The 19851-nt window shown below is 66.4% G+C and carries 16 protein-coding genes and 1 tRNA gene; 10 read left to right on the top strand and 7 right to left on the bottom strand.

The features are described from left to right. The first annotated feature begins 67 nt into the window (after window positions 1-67). A complete protein-coding gene (locus tag NOV74_RS05180; protein WP_257309856.1) occupies window positions 68-1711 on the top strand; it encodes an NAD(P)/FAD-dependent oxidoreductase in 1644 nt (547 codons plus the stop codon). Between the two features lies 1 nt (window position 1712). Here the strand turns inward: NOV74_RS05180 and NOV74_RS05175 are convergent, their stop codons facing one another. Further along, entirely contained in the window at window positions 1713-2615 is a 903-nt protein-coding gene (locus tag NOV74_RS05175; protein ID WP_257309854.1) for a DUF7544 domain-containing protein, read from the bottom strand. Window positions 2616-2707: 92 nt separating this feature from the next. Here NOV74_RS05175 and pap point away from each other — a divergent pair, with 92 nt between their 5' ends. Together pap and NOV74_RS05165 are read left to right on the top strand one after the other, a co-directional pair. After that, on the top strand, window positions 2708-4186 hold the full coding sequence (gene pap / locus NOV74_RS05170) for a polyphosphate:AMP phosphotransferase (protein ID WP_257309853.1): 1479 nt from the start codon (window positions 2708-2710) through the stop codon (window positions 4184-4186). Window positions 4187-4421: 235 nt separating this feature from the next. Next, window positions 4422-4835 carry a hypothetical protein gene (locus tag NOV74_RS05165; RefSeq protein WP_257309851.1) on the top strand — a complete coding sequence of 138 codons (414 nt, stop codon included), beginning with the start codon at window positions 4422-4424 and terminating at the stop codon, window positions 4833-4835. Window positions 4836-4866: 31 nt separating this feature from the next. Here NOV74_RS05165 and NOV74_RS05160 read toward each other — a convergent pair whose 3' ends face one another. Then, window positions 4867-5694, bottom strand: a complete 828-nt coding sequence (locus tag NOV74_RS05160) for a pyruvate, water dikinase regulatory protein (protein WP_257309849.1) — start codon at window positions 5692-5694, stop codon at window positions 4867-4869. A 23-nt stretch (window positions 5695-5717) separates the two neighbouring features. On the opposite strand from NOV74_RS05160, the gene NOV74_RS05155 reads away from it, so the two are divergent. The 5 genes from NOV74_RS05155 (at window position 5718) to NOV74_RS05135 (ending at window position 12731) form a co-directional block, all read left to right on the top strand. Next, window positions 5718-6860, top strand: a complete 1143-nt coding sequence (locus NOV74_RS05155; RefSeq protein WP_257309847.1) for a sensor histidine kinase — start codon at window positions 5718-5720, stop codon at window positions 6858-6860. A 21-nt stretch (window positions 6861-6881) separates the two neighbouring features. After that, window positions 6882-8591, top strand: coding sequence for an NAD(+) synthase (gene nadE, locus NOV74_RS05150; RefSeq protein ID WP_257309846.1), 1710 nt, complete (start codon window positions 6882-6884; stop codon window positions 8589-8591). 107 nt (window positions 8592-8698) lie between these two features. Then, window positions 8699-8785 (top strand) — tRNA-Leu (locus tag NOV74_RS05145). 269 nt (window positions 8786-9054) lie between these two features. Beyond that, a complete protein-coding gene (locus tag NOV74_RS05140; protein ID WP_257309844.1) occupies window positions 9055-9459 on the top strand; it encodes a bacteriohemerythrin in 405 nt (134 codons plus the stop codon). Between the two features lie 185 nt (window positions 9460-9644). Continuing rightward, window positions 9645-12731: a TonB-dependent receptor gene (locus NOV74_RS05135; protein WP_257309842.1), complete on the top strand. Its 3087-nt coding sequence runs from the start codon at window positions 9645-9647 to the stop codon at window positions 12729-12731. A 62-nt stretch (window positions 12732-12793) separates the two neighbouring features. On the opposite strand, the gene NOV74_RS05130 is transcribed toward NOV74_RS05135, so the two are convergent. Together NOV74_RS05130 and rpsU are read right to left on the bottom strand one after the other, a co-directional pair. Continuing rightward, window positions 12794-15214: an endonuclease MutS2 gene (locus tag NOV74_RS05130; RefSeq protein ID WP_257309840.1), complete on the bottom strand. Its 2421-nt coding sequence runs from the start codon at window positions 15212-15214 to the stop codon at window positions 12794-12796. Window positions 15215-15291: 77 nt separating this feature from the next. After that, the gene (gene rpsU / locus NOV74_RS05125) at window positions 15292-15498 is read right to left on the bottom strand and encodes a 30S ribosomal protein S21 (RefSeq protein WP_026852993.1); all 207 of its coding nucleotides are present in this window, start codon (window positions 15496-15498) and stop codon (window positions 15292-15294) included. A gap of 144 nt (window positions 15499-15642) precedes the next feature. On the opposite strand from rpsU, the gene NOV74_RS05120 reads away from it, so the two are divergent. After that, window positions 15643-17604, top strand: coding sequence for a protein kinase domain-containing protein (locus tag NOV74_RS05120; RefSeq protein ID WP_257309837.1), 1962 nt, complete (start codon window positions 15643-15645; stop codon window positions 17602-17604). A gap of 71 nt (window positions 17605-17675) precedes the next feature. Continuing rightward, window positions 17676-17906 (top strand): hypothetical protein, encoded by a 231-nt coding sequence (locus NOV74_RS05115; RefSeq protein WP_257304861.1) that lies wholly within the window; start codon window positions 17676-17678, stop codon window positions 17904-17906. Between the two features lie 36 nt (window positions 17907-17942). On the opposite strand, the gene NOV74_RS05110 is transcribed toward NOV74_RS05115, so the two are convergent. From NOV74_RS05110 to asd, 3 genes are read right to left on the bottom strand one after another with little or no spacing between them, the layout of a single operon-like run. Then, entirely contained in the window at window positions 17943-18194 is a 252-nt protein-coding gene (locus NOV74_RS05110) for a hypothetical protein (protein WP_257309835.1), read from the bottom strand. Continuing rightward, window positions 18191-18865, bottom strand: coding sequence for an SMC-Scp complex subunit ScpB (gene scpB, locus NOV74_RS05105; protein WP_257309834.1), 675 nt, complete (start codon window positions 18863-18865; stop codon window positions 18191-18193). The genes NOV74_RS05110 and scpB overlap by 4 nt, the downstream gene beginning before the upstream one ends. Next, window positions 18862-19794: an archaetidylserine decarboxylase gene (asd, locus tag NOV74_RS05100; RefSeq protein WP_257309832.1), complete on the bottom strand. Its 933-nt coding sequence runs from the start codon at window positions 19792-19794 to the stop codon at window positions 18862-18864. The genes scpB and asd overlap by 4 nt, the downstream gene beginning before the upstream one ends. Between the last annotated feature and the right edge of the window lie 57 nt (window positions 19795-19851).

Raw genomic sequence — 19851 nt, 5'->3', positions numbered from 1 at the left:
CCTAAGCTCCGGCGCTATTCTTGAACCTTGGCTTTGAGTCCCGTGGACTCCTTCTGCCGAGGCGACCATGCGCTACCTGCTCTCCAACCTGCCGCTGAACCTGGGCGAGGAAGCGCTGGACTTGGCGAAGCCTCTGGCCCACGCCCTGGGCGGCGGACCGAAGGACTATCGCGCCGTGACCCTGGAACGCCGCAGCCTGGATGCCCGGCACAAGGGAGCCATCCGCTTCCTCACCGCGCTCAGTTTCGAGACTGATCGCCGGCTGGAGCTGGGGCAACTGCCCGGTGGCCTGAAGCTGGATCCGGCAACGGAGCTGGCGCCCTACGCCGTGGTGCCGCCGCCACGTCGGCCCCGCGTGGTCGTGGTGGGCAGCGGGCCTGCAGGCACCTTCTGTGCCTTGCGCCTGCTGGACTACGGCATCGAGCCGATCGTGCTGGAGCGCGGCCCCGCCATGGGCGAGCGGGTGAAGGCCATCGCCGGCTTGTGGAAGGATGCGGTGCTCGACCCCGAAGCCAATGCCCAATTCGGCGAGGGCGGGGCCGGCACCTTCAGCGATGGGAAGCTCACCACCCGCATTGGTCATCCAGCCACCCGCTACGTGCTGGAGACCTTCGTGCGCTTCGGAGCGAATGCTCGGGTCCTCTACCTGGCCAAGCCCCATGTGGGTACGGATGTCATCCGGCGCTGCGCGGTGCTCATCCGGAAGGAAGCCGAGGCGCGTGGCGCCCAGTACCGTTTCCGGGCCCGGCTGGAGGATGTGCGATTCGATGATCGGGGTTGCGTTCGTGCGGCTGTGCTTGCCGATGGCGAGGAGATCCCCTGCGAGGCCCTGGTGCTGGCGCCGGGCCACAGTGCCCGCGACACCTTCGAGATGCTGCACGGCCATGGTGTCGCCATGCGCCAGAAGCCTTTCGCCATGGGCGTGCGTGTGGAGCATCCCCAGGATCTCATCGACCGCTCGCAATACGGCCCCAGCGCGGGGCATCCGTCGCTGCCCGCCGCGGACTACAAGCTGGTCTGCAACTTCGGTCTGAACCGGGCCGCCTACAGCTTCTGCATGTGCCCCGGGGGCGAGGTCATCCAGTGCAGCAGTGAGCCCGGCGGCGTGGTGGTGAACGGCATGAGCAACGAAAAACGCGATTCGGGTTTCGCCAACTCGGGTCTGGTGGCCAAGGTGAACACGGCGGATTTCGGCAGCGACCACCTGCTCGGCGGCATGTATTTCCAGCGCACATGGGAACAGGCTGCCTACCGCGCCGCGGGCGAGACCTATGGTGCCCCGGCCATGTCGGTGCAGGATTTCCTGAAGGGCCGCGCCACCGGACGCCTGCCACGCACCAGCTTCAAGCCCTTCGCCGTGGCTGCGGACCTGCGCACCTGCCTGCCGGAGTTCGTACGGGAGCAACTGGCTGGCGCGTTGCCCACATTCGATAAGAAGATCCACGGCTTCGCCAGCAGCCAGGCCATCCTGCTGGCCATCGAGAGCCGCACCAGCAGCCCCATCCAGCTCCTGCGGGGCGAAGATGGGCAGTCCGTGTCCCACCCCGGCCTCTACCCCTGTGGCGAGGGCGCAGGCTTCGCGGGCGGCATCACATCCGCCGCCGTGGATGGCATCCGCGTGGCCGAATGGATCGCCCAGTCTGCGGGCGCCCCCGTGTTCCAGTCCTTCGAGAAGCAGGTCCGGGTTGGTGATTTGGCGAACGAGTACTAGCCTAGGCGGGTTCAGGAACCTGGATGATGCGCCATTCCTCCCCGAACTGCTCCAGGAAACCCAGCGAGTAGCAGCGGAAGAACACGAAGATGGGCAGGAAGGCCACGGAGCTGAGGTAGGGCAGGATGGCCACGCAGCAGGTGAGGCAGCAGCCGACCAGGATCAGGATGGTGGCGGGGATCCAGAGCAGGAGGGTCATCAGGTAGAACCCGACGAATCGCCAGCTGTTCCCCGGCAGGAACTCGCGGCGGAAGAGGGCCCAGGCTTCCGAGGTGCCCACGTTCCGTTGGTACATGATGGGCACCACGAAATCCCGGAGCAGCAGACTGATGGCAGTGATCACCAGGAGCCCCAGAACCAGGGCCGCTCCTGCCGTGAAGACCGCGGTGAGGGCGGAAGTGCCGAAGGTCCGGCCCTGGATGTCGGGCAGGGCGATGAGGGCGCCAAGACCGCCACAGACGATGAGGAGGGCCAGTGTGGCCAGGAGCAGCAGCAGGCGGAAGCGGAACAGGCGATTGCCAAGGTCCTGGAAGCGAGTCCAGGGTTCCACGATCTCCGCCCGGTCCCGGGCCACGCCGTCCAGGAACATGAATGTGCCCCGGCTGCCCAGCCACTGGAACAGAACGGCCAGTCCCAGGGCCAGAACGAAGAGCACCACACCCAGGGCGATGACCAGCGGCAGATGGTGGGCGATCCACTCCCTCACAGGGCCGAAATCCGGGCCGGTCCCGCGGTAGGAATGGTTGAAGGGATTCCCATTGAAGTTGAAGGATCCGCCGCTCCCCAAGTGGGCGAGGAAGGCGGAGAACCCCAAAACGAACCATTTCCGGGCACTGAAGGGCTCGAAGAGGATGCGCCGGGCATGGGCCAGCGCGGGTTGAATGGGATCGAGGATGGAGATCATGGTGTCCCATCATTCCACAATCGGGATTGGGCATAGAATGACCCCTCGCCCTCGCGCACCCGAAACGAGCGCGCATCCGCCCCGGAGGAACCATGTTCGAATCCGCGGAGCTCGGCCACAAGATCGACAAGGACGTGTGGGACCGGGAGGTTCCCGCCCTTCGCGAGGCCCTTCTGGACGCGCAGTTCGACCTCACCACGGCGAAGTTCCCGGTGATCATTCTCGTGGCGGGCGTGGATGGGGCCGGCAAGAGCGAGACCGTGAATACGCTCAACGAGTGGATGGATCCACGCCACATCCAGACCCACGGTCTGGCTGAGCCTTCGGATGAAGAGCTGGAACGACCCTACATGTGGCGCTACTGGCGCCTGCTGCCTCCCCAAGGGAGGATGGGGATCTTCGATGGTTCCTGGTACACGTGGCCGATTCTCGAGCGGGCCAATGGCCGCATCAAGACCTCGGACCTGGACCAGGACATGACCCGGGTGGCGCGCTTCGAGCAGATGCTCATCCACGAGGGCGCCCTGGTGCTGAAATTCTGGATGCACCTGGGCAAGGGGGAGCAGAAGAAGCGGTTGAAGAGCCTGGAGAAGGATCCGAAGACCCGCTGGCGCGTGACGCCCCGGGATTGGAAACATTTCGAGATGTACGACACGTTCCGGCAGGTGGCTGAGCGGGCTCTGCGTTCCACCAGCACGGCCGATGCGCCCTGGATCGTGGTGGAGGCCACCGACCCCCACTACCAGCGCCTCACGGTAGGGAAGATCCTGCTGGAGCGGCTGCGGGCCCGCCTGGACCATCCTGCCCCGGTGGTGCCTGCGCTGCCCCTGCATCCGCCGCCGCCCTCCCTGGACGGCGTGGACATCCTCAAGGCCTTGGACCTCTCGAAACGGATCGACGACAAGAAGGAGTACGAAGATGAGCTGCTCACCCTCCAGGGGAAGCTGAACCTGCTCACACGGCATCGGAATTTCCGGAAGCATTCGGTGGTGATGGCCTTCGAAGGTGTGGATGCGGCGGGAAAGGGTGGGAGCATCCGCCGCATCACCCAGGCCCTGGACGCTCGCCATTACCAGATCCATCCCATCGCCGCGCCCACAGAGGAGGAGCGGGCCCAGCCCTACCTCTGGCGCTTCTGGCGGCACCTGCCGCGTCGCGGGAAGGTGGCCATCTTCGACCGCAGCTGGTACGGCCGCGTGCTGGTGGAGCGGGTGGAGGGGTTCTGCTCCGAAGCCGACTGGCAGCGGGCTTATAGCGAGATCAACGAGTTCGAGGACCAGCTCGTCCGCAGCCGTACCATCGTCCTCAAGTTCTGGCTTTCCATCAGCCAGGAAGAGCAATTGCGCCGCTTCCAGGAGCGCCAGGATACGCCCTTCAAGCGATTCAAGCTCGGCGAGGAGGACTGGCGCAACCGCGAAAAGTGGCCTGCCTATGAGGCCGCCATCTGCGACATGTTGGACCGCACCAGCACTGAGATCGCCCCATGGACTCTCGTCGAAAGCGAGGACAAGCACTACGGCCGGATCAAGATCCTCAGGACCCTCGTGCAGCGGCTGGAGGAGGAAATGTAGGATTCAACGACTGGGATGACCCATTCTGGCGAGATCTTTTTCCATGCTGACCCACCCCCCACTCCCACCACCTCAGGCCACTCAACCCGCTGAGGAACTGCCACTCCTCCCCGGCTCGGACCCCATTATCCTCGGGGCATTCCAATGGGCGCTCGCGCATTCACCCAGCTTGCAGGAGGTGGTCCGGCAACTGCCCGGGGCGGATCGGAAGGCCCGCTATCGGTTGGTTCCTGGTATGGCTCACAACTATGGGGAGCTCCGCATCCGACCGTTGGAGGACATCTACGACATCGACATCGTGGTGCCCATCCTCGCCTGGACCCGATGTGGGGACGCACTTGAGCCATGGGTGGCCAGCGCGCTATTCGTGGCCCTGGAGACCGCGAGCAAAGGGCGATACAAGGAGACCGGCGATCCGCAGCGCCTTCATTTCATTGGAAAGACCAGGGAAGAAGCCTTCGCCTTCCAGGCCAAGGTCCGAGAGGAACTGGCCTTGGCGGATCCGGTGCGGATGACCGACCTCCCTGACGGGCAAGTCATCTTCCGCTACGGGTTCGAGCCCGGGACTTACCCACCTTCGGTCTCGCGGGATGCACCCCGATTCTCCAAAATCCCGAGGCGCCGCCCCCTTCCTCCGGGCATGCACTGAAGCCTAGGAGGCACCCGCTGCGTTCGATGGTTCAGACCGCCCGCTCCTTGCCGAAGACGCGGTCCAGCACAAGGCCGGCGGTTTCCTCGATGCTGCGACCGGTGACGTCGAGGATGGGCCAGCGGCGGTGCTGTTTGAAGATTTCATCGGCATAGACCAATTCATCGAGGATGTGGCCCAGGTCGCTGTAATTGTCTGCGCTGCCCGCGGCGCCCAGGCGCTTCAGGCGGTAGGCGCGGATTTCCTGGAGGCGATCCGGCTGGATGGTGAGGCCCACGATGCGGCCCTGGGGGATGGTGTCAAGTTCCGGCGGCAGCGGGACACCAGGCACCAATGGAACATTGAGCACCTTGTAGCCCTCCATGGCGAGGTACATGGAGAGGGGGGTCTTGCTGGTACGACTGATGCCGACCAGCACAATGTCGGCGTCGGGCAACCCGCCCATGTCGATCCCATCGTCGAACTTCAGGGCGAACTCGATGGCCTCGATCCGGCGGAAGTACTTGTCCCCGACCGCATGGAAGCTGCCGGGACGCTCTTCCGGGCGCTCCCGCAGGTAGAGAGCCAGGGTGTCCAGCAGGTTGCCGAAGAGGTCCACCTGGGTGAGCCGCAGCTCGGCGCAGCGGTCCGCCAGGTAGAACCGCATCTCCCGGGAAACGGTGGTGTGGATGATGACGGCCCGCTTCTCCGCGGCCATCTGGAGCACCCGATCCATGTCCTCCTGGGACCGGACGTTCTGGAACCGCCGCACCAGGGCGGAGCTTTCCCCCTTGGAGAACTGGGTCAGCGCCGCCTGGACCATGCGCTGGGCGGTCTCGCCGGAACCTCCGGACACCACGTAGATGGGCTGTCTCTCCATGGGAATGAGCATACCCTGGGGCGATGGAACCGCTGTCCCGTAGTGTCGCCTGGTTGGCCTTCGCCCTCCCGTCCGGAGTGGCGATCGGCGGCCTGGCTTTGGTCCTCGCGCGCTGGGCGCGGATCCACCGCCGGGCGAAGGCGGATCCAGAGGCTCTCCTGCTGTCAGCGGTGTCCGGCAGCCTGAGGGAGCGGGGCGAGTTGGCCTCCTCGCTGGGAGAGCTGCGCACCGTCCATGAGCGGCTCCTGGATGCCTTGCCCACAGGCGTGCTTTGGGTGGACCAGCGCCTGCGCCTGGCGGCGCTGAACCGGCGTGGATGCGATCTGCTGGGGGTCCGGCCCGGGGTTGTGGGTCTGGAGGCGGCCTTTGTGCTGGAGCCCTTTCCCTGGCTGCGGGAAGCCTTGGGGCGGGATCCCGGTCCGGCCTGGCGCTGCTCGGCTGGGGGCCGTCGCTGGCGGCTCCAGCGCATCGAGGCTCCGGATCGCATCGGCGCGCTCGTGCAGTTCGAGGACGTCACCGAGGCCGAGATCGAGGAACACCGTCGCCAGCTGCGGGAGCGCTTTGCGGACCTGGGCGAGATGACGGCGGGGGTGGCCCATCAGTTGAAGAATGGCCTGGCGGTCATCAAGGGCCGGGGGCAGATGCTGAAGCGCGCCGGCCTCGGCGAAGCCGCGGGGGACCTGCTGGAGGAGACCGAGGACCTGGAGCGGATGGTCCAACGTTTCCTCCAGTGGGCCAAACCGCTGGACCCGGCGGCGGAACCGCTCCGCCTGGAGGAGGCGGCGGCCCAGGCCCTGGCGGAGCTGAAGCGCCGTTCGATGAGCCAGGGCCGCCAGCTGACGGCGGAGGGGGAGGGCGGGGCCATAGGCGACCCGTTGCTGCTCCACCAGGCCCTGGTGAATCTGCTGGAAAATGCCTGTCAAGCCACGCCCCTCGGCGGCCGGATCCTGGTGCGGATTGCCGAGGGGCGGATCGATATCCTGGATGATGGGCCGGGCCTTTCGGAGGACGCCGCCCTCCGCATGCTCCGGCCCTTCGAAAGCGGCCGCCCCGATGGCACAGGCCTGGGGCTACCGCTGGCACTGAAATGGCTCAATGCCCAGGGGGCCGACCTGCGCCTGGCGCCCCGCCCAGAGGGTGGCACCTGCGCGGAGATCCGCTGGTAGGGACGCTGGTAACTTGTTGACATGAGAATCGCCCTGCTTCAGCTCAACGCCCGCCTTGGCGATCCCGAGGGCAACGGCCGAAGGGTGGAGTCTGCCTATGCTGGGGCCGTGGCCGCCGGAGCGGAGCTGGTCCTGGCGCCGGAGCTGGCGATTCCAGGTTATCTCGCCGAGGACCGGCTTTGGGAGCCGGCCCTGCGCCGGCGCATCGAGCGGGAATCCCACCGGCTGGCGGCCCTTTCCGGCCCCGTGCCCCTGGTCTTCGGCACGGCAAGGTCGGCCCCCTCGGGGCGCCTCTGGAACGAGCTGTGGTGGTGCGAGGACGGCGCCCTCCGCCACTGTGCCCACAAGCGCGTCTTGCCCAGCTACGACGTCTTCGACGAACACCGCTACTTTGAGCCGGACCCCTCGCCTCAGCCGCTGGTGGCCTTCCGCGGCCAGCGAATTGGCCTCTCCATCTGCGAGGATCTCTGGGCGGATCCGCAGCTGGGGAATGCCCCGGTGGACTACGGCATCGATCCGATCGCGGATCTGGCGGCGGCCGGGGCCACGCTGATCCTCAATGGCAGCGCCAGTCCCAGCGCCCTGGGCAGCTACCTGCCGTCGGGCCGTACCGCGCCCTGGGCCATCCCCTCGAAGGATGCTCAGCGCTGTCGCCTGCTGCCCGGGCTGGCACAGAAACACCGGGTTCCCATTGCCTACGCCAGCCGGGTGGGCGCTGAAAGTTGGCTGCTGTTCGACGGCGGGTCGGGGCTGGCACTCCCGGATGGGCGCTGGCAGGGCTGCGAACCCTTCCACGAAGGCCTGCTCATGGTGGATACCAGCCTGCCCGGTGAGGCGTGGCGGACGGTGGAAGAGGGCTCTTGGCTACGAACCGCCTTGGTGCTGGGGATCCGCGACAACCTGGCCAAACAGGGGCTCGAGGCGTTGGTGATGGGGCTTTCCGGTGGCATCGACAGCGCCGTGGCCGCCGCCCTGGCGGTAGAAGCTGTCGGCCCCGGACGCGTCCTGGGCGTGGCCCTGCCCACCCGGTTCAGCAGCGGGGAAAGCTCGGCCCTGGCGGAGCAGCAGGCCCGGCAGCTCGGCATCTCCTTCCTCAGTCTGGATGCGGATGCACCTTTCGCGGGTTTCGCCGCCGCGCTTGAGCAGGCCCTGCCGGGGCGCGCCTTCAGCCTGACCGACGAAAACCTGCAGAGCCGTTGCCGCGGCAGCCTGCTCATGGCCATGACATCCGAACCGGAGGTTCACCGCCGGCTTGGCACGGGCCATGTCGCCGTGTTGAATACGGGCAACAAGAGCGAAGCCGCCACGGGCTACTTCACGCTCTATGGCGATGGCATCGGGGCCTTCGCGCCGCTGGGGGACTGTCTCAAGGCCCGGGTCTACGCCGTGGCCCGGGAACTGGGGGAGGCCGTCCCCCGCGGCGTGGTGGAGCGCGCGCCCACCGCGGAACTGCGGCCAGATCAGACGGACGAGGCCAGCCTGCTGCCTTACGCCCAGCTGGACGCCATTCTGGGCACGGCCCTTGAAGCCCAGCGACCCGAGGAGGGACTTGCTGAAGATCTGGCCCTGCTGCTGGAGGGCCCGGCCCTGGAGCAGGCGCGGGCCGGACTGCCCCGCATTCTCGGACTGCTGCGCCGCACTGAATTCAAGCGGCGCCAACTGCCATTTGCCTTCAAGGTGAGTCCCAAGGCCTTCGGGGCCGGGCGGAGGATTCCCCTTACGGCGATTTGAGGTTCTTCCCGGGGGTTCCCTGCTGCATGTCTTCAGGCGGCGCAACGCAAGGCACTGATTCCGGGGCCTATGAAAACCCGCATTGCCGCGATATCCTGGCGCTTCTGGCCGGTGTGGCGAAATGGCAGACGCGACGGACTCAAAATCCGTTTCCCCCTAAAGGAGTGTCGGTTCGAGTCCGACCACCGGTACCAAGGACGGGCCCCGAAGGGGCCCTGTTGGTTTGGTGAGTTGTCTCATGGTAGGGATGGCGGCCCCGGGCCTGCGCGGGAAGAGGGCCAAATCGGGGTCTGCCAGGCAACTACACCCATGTCATGGGAAAGCACAATCTCCTTGATCTAAAGATCGCGGAAGTCTACATTCAGCTGTCAGTCCCCTGTATGTAGATCCGCTAGTTAGCCTGCCTGTTCGCGATGGCCCCTGACCGGATCCCAGTGCTTTCATCACGAAAAGGATCTGGACCATGGATGTTGTTTGGAACACCCGCTACAACACGGGCATCCAGATTATCGACGAGCAGCATCAGGAACTTTTCGCCATCGTCGATCAGCTTCGGAACTCCGTCCAGTCCGGCGGAAAGCGCGAGGAGGTGGAGGCGCTGCTGGCCACGCTGGTCAGCCACTCCGAGCGCCACTTCTCCACCGAGGAGTCCTTCATGGCGAGGTACGGGTATCCGGACCTGACCCAGCACGTCTCCGAGCATGCGTCCATGCTCACCAGCCTCCACGAACTGCTCAGCAAGTTCCAGGAGAGCCACCATGCGCTGGCCCTGATGGTTCCGACCTTCATGGAAGGCTGGCTGAAGCACCACATCAGCGATGGGGATTTCGGCTTCGTGACCTACCTGAAATCGCGGAATCTGGCCTGAGGGGCCAGCCGTGACGGCCGGGTGAAGGCCGCCGGAAATGTCCGGAAACAGTTCGGGTAAAAAAGGCACTTGAGTTGCCCGATCGGGATCGAGGATCCTTGGGGCTTCCCTTCCCTCGGGTGACCGGAATAAACCGGGACTCGCAATCCGTATTGACGGCCATTCCCCTGGCCTTTGGAGCGACGATGAATCGACGTTGGGCAACCCTCACGCTGACAGCCCTGGCCTGCGCCATGGTTGCCTCGGCCCAGACCTCCTCCACGGCCGGCGCGGTGCGCGGCGTGGTCAAGAACAAGGCGGGCCAGGCGTTTCCTGCCGCGAGCCTCTCCCTGCGGAATCTGGAGACAGGTCTGGTCCGCACGGCCACCACCAATGCCCAGGGCGAGTACCAGATCGGTCTGCTGCCGGTGGGCAGCTACGAACTCACGGTGGTCGCAGCCGGCATGCGGACCCTGAAGGACACTCAGGTCCAGGTGTCCCTGGGCCAGAACACCGTCGCCAACTTCAGCCTGGACGTGGCCGAGGCCTCAGCCATGGTGGAGATCGTCGCGTCGTCCCAGACCCTGGACACCACCCAGGTGAACAGCGTCACCGCCGTGGACAGCAAGCTGGTGGAATCGCTCCCCCTGGCCGGCGGCCGGGACTTCACGGCCCTGGTGCAGCTCACCCCCGGGTCCGTCTACGACTCCGACAACAACCGCGTGTCCATGGAGGGCGCCCGCGGCATCCAGAACAACCTGACCATTGACGGTGCATCGTACCAGTCGAACTTCTTCGGCGAGCAGCGCGGCTCCACGCGCATCCCCTTCGCCTTCGGCGCCGACACCATCAAGGAACTCCAGATCATCACCAATGCTTTCGACGCCCAGTACGGCAATGCGGCGGGCGCGGTGATCAATGCCGTCTCCAAGACGGGCACCAACGAATTCGGCGGGTCTGCGCTCTACCAGGTCCGCCCCAAGTCCCTGGTCGCCAAGATCCGGTCCGTGCCCTACGATCCGCGCGGGACCACCAACACCGACAAGGCCCGGACGAAGAACTTCACCCAGACCCAGTTCAACGTGAACGTGGGCGGTCCCATCATCAAGGACAAACTGTTCTTCTTCGTGGGCGTCGAGACCTACAAGTACAAAGAGGACATGACGCCGGACTTCGCCATCGGCACCTCCAGCTCCACGAACCTCGCGGCGTTCAACACCTTCATCGGCACCTTCGGCGGCCTAGTGATGGGGAACGATGGGCGCACCCTGGCCCAGGAGGGCGGCCACAGCTACACGAACGACCGCACCAACACCGTCTACTTCGGGCGCCTGGACTGGACCATCAACGAGAACCACCGGGCCACCCTGCGCGTGAACGCCCAGGACTGGAAGTCCGAGAATGGCACGACGTCCTTTACCAGCAGCTTCGCCCCCACCACGGGCCAGACGCAGCAGGGCCTGGAGAAGAACAGCGGCCTTTCCTGGGTGGCTGAGCTGAACAGCATCTTCGGCTCGAACCTGGTGAACGAGGCCCGCATCCAGCGCGCCATCGAGCGCCGCCCCCGCTACGCCAACACCACCGCCGCCCCGGAGTTCCAGGTGAACAGCGGCTTCACGGCGGGCCAGAACAACTTCCTCCCCAACGGATTGGACGAGTACAGCTGGCAGGTCATCGACAACCTCACCTGGAGCCAGGGCGACTGGACGGTGAAGGGCGGCGTGGACCTCCAGTTCTTCGACTTCAAGAACACCTTCTTCCGCTACCAGAACGGCTCCTTCCAGTTCGGGAACTACGCCACGGCCAGCCGCTGGGCCGCGGGCACCGTGGGCACCGGCGACACGCTGGTCTACCAGGGCGCCTTCAGCAACTACGGCGGGGCCATCTCCTACAAGTCCAAGCTCTTCGCCGGGTATGTCCAGGGCCAGTATCAGGGCCTCCTGGACCGTCGCCTGCTCCTCAGCCTCGGCCTCCGCGCCACCCGCGAGAACCAGCCGGACAACCCGCGCCCGAACCCCCAGTTCGCCGGGTTGGACCAGGCCAACGACGCCACGTCGTACGACCCCCGGTTCGGTTTCACCTATGACCTAAAAGGCGATGGCAAGACCCTCATCCGCGGCGGCTACGGCTGGTTCTCGAGCCCGAACGCCAGCCTCACCGTGTCGAACACGATGAACAGCAACGGGAACACCACCGCCACCTACCGGATCGCCAACGGCGTGTCGAACAACGCCCTGTTCAACTCCGGGCCCCTCTCCTTCGCGAACCGCGTGTCCGGGACCACCCTCACCCGCCTTGATCCCACCCTGCTCTCCACGGTGGGCAACACCAATTCGAAGCAGGGCCAGGTCTGGGATCCCCGGAATGATCTGGCTGTGGCCAAGCGCGCCGCCCTGGGCGTGGAGCACGCCTATGACAGCGGCTACACCGTGGGCATCCAGGGCGTCTACGCGAAGTTCGAGAACCTCCAGTACTTCGTCAATATCAACCTGAACCAGACCGGGGCCCCCGCCGGCTCGTACTACAGCGATGGCTACCCCCTCGCCACCAACCGGTTCGGCGGCACCCGCCCCGGCAAGGCCGTGGTGGCGGGCCGGGTCCTGGATTTCACGGGCTTCGGGGACGTGTTCCTCAGCCGGAACGACGGCGAGGGCAAGTACCAGGCCCTGATCCTCACGCTGTCCAAGCGGGCCGAGTCCGGGTGGGGCTTCACCTCCAACCTGACCTGGTCCAAGGCCCGGGACAACAACTCCAACGAGCGCACCACCGCCAGCGCCAGCTCGGATTCCAACGTCAACAACCCGGCGGATCCCCTGGCCACCTACGCCTACAGCGACAATGACCGCCGCTGGCGCGTGGTCTTCGCCGGCTATTTCCCCGTCTACTGGGGCATCCAGGGCGCCGTGAACTTCAGCTACACCTCCGGTCGGCCCTACAGCTCCTTCAACACCGGTCGCACCATCGCGGGTGTCTCCTACTCCGGCGACCTGAACGGCGACGGCGCGACGAACGACTACAGCCCGGACACCGAGCGCAACCAGTTCCGGCAGCCCTCGGTCCGCAGCCTGGACCTGCGCCTGAGCCGGGACTTCAAGATCGCCCGCCGCTTCGAGGTGCAGACCTTCATCGACATCTTCAACCTGCCGAACTGGGCCAACCAGCGCACCACGCTGACCACCGGCACCCAGGGCAACCCCACCGTCGGCTTTGTCCCCTCGACGGACTTCGGCTTCATCAACCTGCCCGACCGCAGCACCCGCGAGGTCCAGCTCGGCGTCCGCGCCAAGTTCTGATCAAGTAGCCCGCATGAAGAAGGCCCCGCACTCGCGGGGCCTTCTTCATGCGGCTGGAACGCTCATTTCAGGGTGATGACCGTGGCGCCGGCTCCGCCCTGGTTCTGGGGGGCGTCCTCCACCCGGATGATGCCGGGATGGCCGCGCAGGGCCTCACGGACCGCCGCCTTCAGCCGGCCGGTGCCGTGCCCATGGACGATGCGGATGATGCGCCGACCAGCGGCCAGGGCTTCTTCCACGAAGCGGTAGATCTCGCTGTCCACATCGTCGCTGGCCCGGCCGATGAGGTTGATCTCGGAGTCGATCTCCTGGACTTCGGCCCGTACCCGCACCTTGCCGGTGGGTTTCGGCGCCGCCTCCCGGGCTCCGATGGGCTCCAGCTCACCCAGGCGGCACTCCAGGCGGCGGCCCTGGGGCGTCTCCAGTGTGGCCCGGTCCCCCTTGAGGGAAACGACCTTGCCTTCGACGCCCAGACCCCGGTGGCGGGCGTACCCGCCTTCCCGGACCTCCTTGGGGGCGGGGGCCTGCGGCTTCGCGCCCCGCGGCACCAACTCCGCCTCCGCCAGGCGGCTGAGCTGCTTCACCCGCTCGTGAGCCTCGGTGCCCAGCCGATCGGCATTCACCTCGGCCGCCTTCTGCCGTTCCTTCAGCTCCTTCACCAGACGCTTGCCTTCGTAATCCAGGAAATCGAGCACCCGGGCCACTTTCTCTTTCGATTCCTGCTGGAAGGCTTCGCGTTCGATGCGCAGCTTCTCCTCCCGCTGGCGGAGGATCTCCCGGTCCTTCTCGGCGGCGGCCATCTGCTGGCGCAGGGTTTCCGCCTCGTCCAGCAGGCGTGTGCGCTCGGCCTCCAGCTCCCGCAGGAAGTCGCGCCAGTCCTGCTCCCGCTTGCCCAGCACCTTGTCGGCGTGGTCCAACACGGCCTTGGGCAGCCCCAGCTTGGCGGCGATGGTGAGGGCGCGGCTCTGGCCCGGCTGGCCCACCAGCAGGCGGTAGGTGGGTGCCAGGCGGTCCTCGTCAAACTGCACGAAGGCGTTCTGGAATCGCGTGTGGCGGAGGGCCCACTGGCTGATCTCGCCCAAGTGCGTGGAGCAGAGGATCCAGCAGCGGCGTCGGGAGAGGGTCTGAAGCAGGGCAATGCCCAGGGCGGCTCCCTCCTTGGGATCCGTGCCCGTGCCCAGCTCATCCAGCAGCACCAGCCCGCCGTCATGGACGCTTTTCAGGATCTCTTTCAGATGCAAAATATGGCTACTGAAGGTCGAGAGGCTTCCCGTGATGGTTTGGTGATCGCCGATGTCCGCGTGGAGGCTGGGCAGGGCGGGGAAGCTGGAGCCTTCCTGCACGGGCACCGCGCAGCCGCAGGCGGCCAGCACCGAAAGCAAGCCCACGGTCTTCAGGACGACGGTCTTGCCGCCGGTGTTGGATCCCGAGATGACGAGGCCTGGTTTCTCCGCCTCCAGCACCAGGTTCAGGGGAACCACCGGATGCGGCAGGGGCTCCAGGCCCATGGCCTCCCGCACGGTGGGCAGCAGCATGGGATGCCGCGCCTCCAGCAAGCAGAGCCGGCCCTGCTTGGGATCGGTTTCCAGGTCCGGCAGACGGCCATCGCACAGCGCGGCCCAGCGCAGGAGGGCCAGACCCTGGTCTGCCTGGGCCTGAAGGTCCCGCCAGCGGGTGAAGTCCTCACGCCGGCCCCGCAGATCGGCCAGCAGGTCCCGCAGGAAGGCTTGCACGGCCAGGGCGTAGTCGCGGTCGGCCTCCACGAAGGCGTTGTTGAGGGGCACGGCCTCCATGGGTTCGATGAAGACCGTGGCGCCGCTGCCGCTGCGGTCTAGCACCAGGCCCGGCACCAGGCTTCGCCGTTCCTGGCGGACCGGCAGGCAGGCCCTCCCATTGCGCTCCACGACCATGGCTTCATTGAAGGCGTCGGGTGTGGCCCGCAGCAGTTTCTGGAGCTTGGTCTGCACGGTCTGGAAGGCATCCTGACGGTGCCGGTGGAGGCTGGCCAGGGCCGGGATGCGCAGGGGGTCCAGCTGGCCATCGGCGTTGAAGCTCTTGGCCAGGCGCTCCGCGATGGATGTGGGGTCCGGCAGCAAGGCGGCCGTCACCTGCAGGCGGTCGATGCCCAGGTGGGCTCCCACGGGAGCCGGGCGGACTTCAGGCCAAGGCAGGGCCGCCAGACTGTTGAGGAGGCGGGCCATGGCCTTGAGGCCCTCCCGCAGCTGCCGCCAATGCTCCGGCAGCAGCCAGCCCGCCGGATTGAGCAATTCGTCCAGGGCCTCGTCCATGGGCAGGATGGGCAGCATGTCCGGGGCCTGGACCCAAAGGTCCTGCAGCTCCATCTGATGCAGCCGCCGCAGCCCCGTCCGCCCGTCCCAGGGCTGCATGGCCCCCAGCGCCGCCCACGCAGGCGCCGTGCGGGCGCCCGCCTGGATCAAGCGTACCGCATCGGGGAATTCAAGGGCATGGAGTTCAGGGTTCATGGGCGACATCTTCAGCCTTCAGTAAAACAAAAGGCCCGCTTCCGCGGGCCTTTTTCGAGATGAAGCCAAGCTTCATCTCAACCGATCATGCGGCGCTCCTGAGCGAGGCGCTTCAGGGTCTTCTTACGGGCGGCGAGCATCTTGCGCTTGCGCTTGGTGCTGGGCTTCTCGTAGTGCTGGCGCTTCTTCAGCTCGCTGAGAATGCCAGACTTCTCGCACTTCCGCTTGAAGCGGCGAAGGGCGAACTCGAAGGTTTCGTCTTCTTTGACCTTGACCAAAGGCATATGGATGCACCTCCTTTCCCGTGGATTGACAAGGGCCTGCCAGGCAGGACCGAGCCGAACGAAAAGTCTACCTCATGACTGGGGTTATGGCGAGGACGAAAGCCTCTGGTTACCCTTAACCCTCACTACTTCTTCCGGATGCCCATGCAGCGCCCCTTCCTTCTCATCGTGGACGGTGAGTCCTTGCGGACTCCTGGCCTGGTGTCCGCCATGGAAGGCGATGGCTGGGAGGTCCAGTGGATCCGGCACGACGGGACGGAGGCCATCCTCCAGGCCGACCGGGCTCCAGACCTGTTGCTGGTGGACTCCGGGGCCCCCGGCGGCGGCGGCAGCGATCTGGTCCAGCGCCTCCGCGAGCGGAACCCCCGACTGCCCGTGCTGGTGCTCACCGAGGGCTCGGAAAGCGGGCAGGAGGGCGGGGCAGGCGTCCAGGAATACCTGGAACGGACCCGTCCCGATGGCGAGATCGCGGCCATCCTCCGCCGATACCGGCCCGGACCCGCCAAGCTCACGACCAGCGACATCTTTGGCGACCTTCTGGCGGATCTGGAGGGGGGGGCGGAACCCGTGCCTCCTGCCGCCGCATCGAAGGCGCCGGCGACGCAACCACCCCTCAGTGCCGCGGAAATCTTCGGGCGGGTGATCGAAGAGGTGGAGGCCGTTCCGGAACCCGCTCCGGCCAGGAACCTGGTGCGCGTGGTTCCGGCCCTGGCCTCGGTCTCGGCGCCGACCCCATCCCTTTTCTCGGCTCCGCCTGCAGCGTCGTCCGCGGCTCCGATCGAGTCTCTGGGACCCTCGGATTTCACCCTCAGTGGCATCTCCGGGGTCAATGATCCCTTTGCCTGGACCGGGGCCCCGGCGGGACCCGCCGCGGTCCCACCGACGAAGGGTGCGAAGCCGGCGCCGGCGGGACCACCGGAAGTCCTGGAGGAATACGGGAACTATTTCCTGCTGGAGAAGATCGCCATCGGCGGCATGGCCGAGCTCTTCAAGGCCCAGCAGCGAGGGGTGCAGGGCTTCCAGAAGATCGTCGCCATCAAGCGCATCCTGCCGCACTTCAGCGACAACGAGGACTTCGTCACCATGTTCATCGACGAGGCCAAGCTGGCGGCCCAGCTGACCCACCCGAACATCGTGCAGATCTTCGACCTGGGGAAGGCTGGCAGTTCTTACTACATCGCCATGGAGTACGTGAATGGCCGCGACCTCCGCACGCTGCTGCGGAAGGTGCGGGAATACGGCCTGCCGTTCCCGGAGCAGGTGGCGGCCTTCGTGGTGATGAAGGTGGCCGCGGCCCTCGATTACGCCCATCGCAAGCGGGGCTTCGACGATCGGGAGCTGAAGCTGGTCCACCGGGACATCAGCCCCCAGAACGTGATCCTCTCCACCGAAGGCGCCGTCAAGCTCGTGGACTTCGGCATCGCCAAGGCCGCCAGCAAGGCGAGCCACACGGTGGCCGGCGCCCTCAAGGGGAAGCTGCTCTACATGAGCCCGGAACAGGCTACAGGCCAGCCCCTGGACAACCGGTCGGACCTGTATTCCCTCGGCCTGGTGCTCTTCGAGCTGCTCACGGGCGAGCGCTGCTTCCAGGCGGACTCGGAGCTGGGCGTGCTCGAGAAGGTCCGCCTGGGCCGGATATCTGACCTAGCCACGCTGAATCCGAATGTGTCCAAGGAGATGGCGGCCATCGTGAACCGGGCGCTCCAGAAGGGTGTGGACCACCGTTATCCCTCGGCCCGCTTCATGGAGCGCGATCTGCGCGACTACCTGCAGCGGCTTGGACCGCCCATCACGGAACATGATGTGGCGGAATACATGCACGTCCTGCTCAATGGGACCCCGGAGAACCTGGAGCACCTGATGGCGTCCCGGTTCCCGCCACCCACCGGCCTGACGAGCGGCACGCACCGTAATCTGGCCTTCCAAACGGAGACGGCCATCCGAAAGGCCCCCCTGCCCAGCGAGGTTCTCGAGTCCACCCTGGAATCGCTGGAACCCATCGAGCCGCTGCCCGACGCCGCACCCCGCCCTCGCTGGCTGCTGCCGGTGATCCTGGGCCTCGCGGCGCTCCTCGTGGCCCTGCTTGCCATCGCCCGGTGGTCCTGAGCCAGTGGTCGTGACTCGGGGATCGGGATAAGATCAGCTTTTCCGTACCTTTCATCGCCCAGGGAGTTGCCATGGATCTGAGCCAGGATCAGAAGGCCTTTTACGAGACGACGCGCGAGCGCTGCCGCTCCGAGGTATCCCAGATCAACAACACCATCGCCACCGAAGTACAGCGCGTGAAGGAACTGCTCACGAGTCTGAGCAACCGCAAGACCGCCGTGCTTCAGATGTACGGCGCCGCCTGTGAAGTGCTGGGCGAAGAGAACGACCTCGCCGAAGAGTCCATCGACATCGAATTCTGATCGACCTCTGGGTGGTGGAGCGGTTTCGCCGCCCAGCTATTCATGAATCCGCATCAGCGGCGCAGCACACTTCTGGCAGTTGCTCTGATGGGGCGGATTCTTCTTGCCGCAGTGGCTGCACACCAGGACATGGGCCCGCTTGCGGCGCCAGATCCGCAGGTAGAGGACGCCGAGGAGCACGACCAGCAGGCAGCCCTTCTGCCAGGACTGGAGGAAGAACCCCGTGGGGCTCTCGGCTTTCGGCTTCTCCGGCTGTTCCTGGAGGCTGAGGGTGGTGGGCTGGCTCATGCTTCGGCCCCTTCGTCCGGCAGGTCTTCGATCCTCTCCATCGCCCCTCCGCCGAACAGACCGTCTTCGGGCAGTGGCGGTTCGAGGCCGGCCAGGGCCTGGGCTTCCAGGCGGCCTTCGCCGAAATCCTCCAGCCGGGGCAGGTCGTGGAGGCTCTTCAGGCCGAAGTGCAGCAGGAAGGCCTGCGTGGTGGCATAGGTCATGGGGCGGCCCACCACGGGCTTGCGGCCGGCGGGGGTGATGAGCTGCCGTTCCATGAGGCTCTTTACCTGGTTGGCGCTGCTGGTGACGCCGCGGATGGCATTCAGCTCGGTGATGGTGACGGGCTGGCGGTAGGCGATGATGGCCAGCGCCTCGATCTGCGCCGGCGTGAGCTTGCCACTCCGGGTGGTGGTCACCAGCCGGGCGACCATCTCCTTGTAGAGGGGGCTGGTGGCCATGCGCCACCCGCCGCCCACTTCCAGGAGGCGCAGGCCGCTGGGCCCACTCAGGCGCTCCTGCAGCTTCTCGATGCCCTGCTGGAGGGCGCCGTCGCCCAGGCCGGTGAGTTCCCTCAGCCGAGCCAGATCCAGCACCTCGCCGGCCGCGGTGAACAGAGCCTCCAGCGCGCCGGGCAGGTCCCCGCCCTCGTCCCAGAGAGGATCCTGATTGAAGATCTCGGTTTCGTTCACCGGTAGGCCCCCAGACGCTGTCCGACGTTCACGTTGCCCTGGGTTTGGAGCGGAACCCAGTCACCGGCTCTGGGACCCCCGATCAGCAGCACCACGGTGGAGCCGAATTCGAAGGTGCCGAGGTCTTCGCCGGGCGCGCAGGGCAGCAGGTCCACGGCGAAGCCACCGTCTTTCGGCAGGTCGCGTCCAGCGAGCCAGCGCCGGTCGATCACGACGCCACCCACATGCGTGGCACCCACCAGTACGGCAGCCACTTCCAGTCCTTCACAAGGGCCCGTGCCCAGGGCCATCCAGACTGCGCGACGGTTGCGTTCGTAGAGCTGCGGAATGGCGCCGGTGCTGAGGTCATTCACGGGCCAGAGCTCTCCTTCCACGCGGCTGACGGCGCTGACCTTGCCTTCCAGCGGCACGTGGATGCGGTGGTAATCCTTGGGCGAGAGGTAAAGCGTGAGGTAGTGGCCGCCCTCGAAGCGCCCGGCCCCTTGTTCGTGCTTCAAGAGTTCCGAAACGCGGTAAGAGAGCCCCTTGGCCTGGATGGCCGTGTCGGCCTCGATGCGGCCGCTGGCGATGATGCGGGCGTCCACGGGACTGTTCAGGCCGCCGGGCGTGGCGGCGTCCTGGGGGCGGAGGCCCGCCTTGAGACGCCGCGTGAACAGGGCCTGGAGGCTGGGATAGTCACCCAGGGGAAGCTCCGCTTCCGCCAGGTTGATCCCGTAGTGGCCTGCGAAACGCCCCAGCAGAGGCTGACGCCAGGCGCGGGGCAGAGGGCAGGCGGCGGCCCAGCCCACCACCCGCGAACCCAGCTTCTTCGGGTACAGTCCCAGCACCCTCAAGGACAGGGGGCCGGGCGTCCAGAGCAGGACATAGGCCACCCAGAGCAGGGCTAGGACGAGCGCAACACGCGCGGGCTGGGGCCAAGTCAGATGCATCGCAACAGGATAACCCGCCAGCCGGTTCCGCCGGTGGCCCTCGAAGACTCAGGCGCC

The sequence above is a fragment of the Geothrix fuzhouensis genome (genome assembly GCF_024609325.1).
Classification (GTDB): domain Bacteria; phylum Acidobacteriota; class Holophagae; order Holophagales; family Holophagaceae; genus Geothrix; species Geothrix fuzhouensis.
The sequence above is the reverse complement of the archived record's forward strand: the minus strand, read 5'-3'. Positions and strand labels throughout refer to the sequence as shown.

Coding starts and splice junctions, on each gene's coding strand:
- NOV74_RS05180 (WP_257309856.1), top strand. CDS start 68: ATGCGCTACCTGCTCTCCAACCTGCCGCTGAACCTGGGCGAGGAAGCG.
- NOV74_RS05175 (WP_257309854.1), bottom strand. CDS start 2,615: ATGATCTCCATCCTCGATCCCATTCAACCCGCGCTGGCCCATGCCCGG.
- pap (WP_257309853.1), top strand. CDS start 2,708: ATGTTCGAATCCGCGGAGCTCGGCCACAAGATCGACAAGGACGTGTGG.
- NOV74_RS05165 (WP_257309851.1), top strand. CDS start 4,422: ATGGCTCACAACTATGGGGAGCTCCGCATCCGACCGTTGGAGGACATC.
- NOV74_RS05160 (WP_257309849.1), bottom strand. CDS start 5,694: ATGGAGAGACAGCCCATCTACGTGGTGTCCGGAGGTTCCGGCGAGACC.
- NOV74_RS05155 (WP_257309847.1), top strand. CDS start 5,718: ATGGAACCGCTGTCCCGTAGTGTCGCCTGGTTGGCCTTCGCCCTCCCG.
- nadE (WP_257309846.1), top strand. CDS start 6,882: ATGAGAATCGCCCTGCTTCAGCTCAACGCCCGCCTTGGCGATCCCGAG.
- NOV74_RS05140 (WP_257309844.1), top strand. CDS start 9,055: ATGGATGTTGTTTGGAACACCCGCTACAACACGGGCATCCAGATTATC.
- NOV74_RS05135 (WP_257309842.1), top strand. CDS start 9,645: ATGAATCGACGTTGGGCAACCCTCACGCTGACAGCCCTGGCCTGCGCC.
- NOV74_RS05130 (WP_257309840.1), bottom strand. CDS start 15,214: ATGAACCCTGAACTCCATGCCCTTGAATTCCCCGATGCGGTACGCTTG.
- rpsU (WP_026852993.1), bottom strand. CDS start 15,498: ATGCCTTTGGTCAAGGTCAAAGAAGACGAAACCTTCGAGTTCGCCCTT.
- NOV74_RS05120 (WP_257309837.1), top strand. CDS start 15,643: ATGCAGCGCCCCTTCCTTCTCATCGTGGACGGTGAGTCCTTGCGGACT.
- NOV74_RS05115 (WP_257304861.1), top strand. CDS start 17,676: ATGGATCTGAGCCAGGATCAGAAGGCCTTTTACGAGACGACGCGCGAG.
- NOV74_RS05110 (WP_257309835.1), bottom strand. CDS start 18,194: ATGAGCCAGCCCACCACCCTCAGCCTCCAGGAACAGCCGGAGAAGCCG.
- asd (WP_257309832.1), bottom strand. CDS start 19,794: ATGCATCTGACTTGGCCCCAGCCCGCGCGTGTTGCGCTCGTCCTAGCC.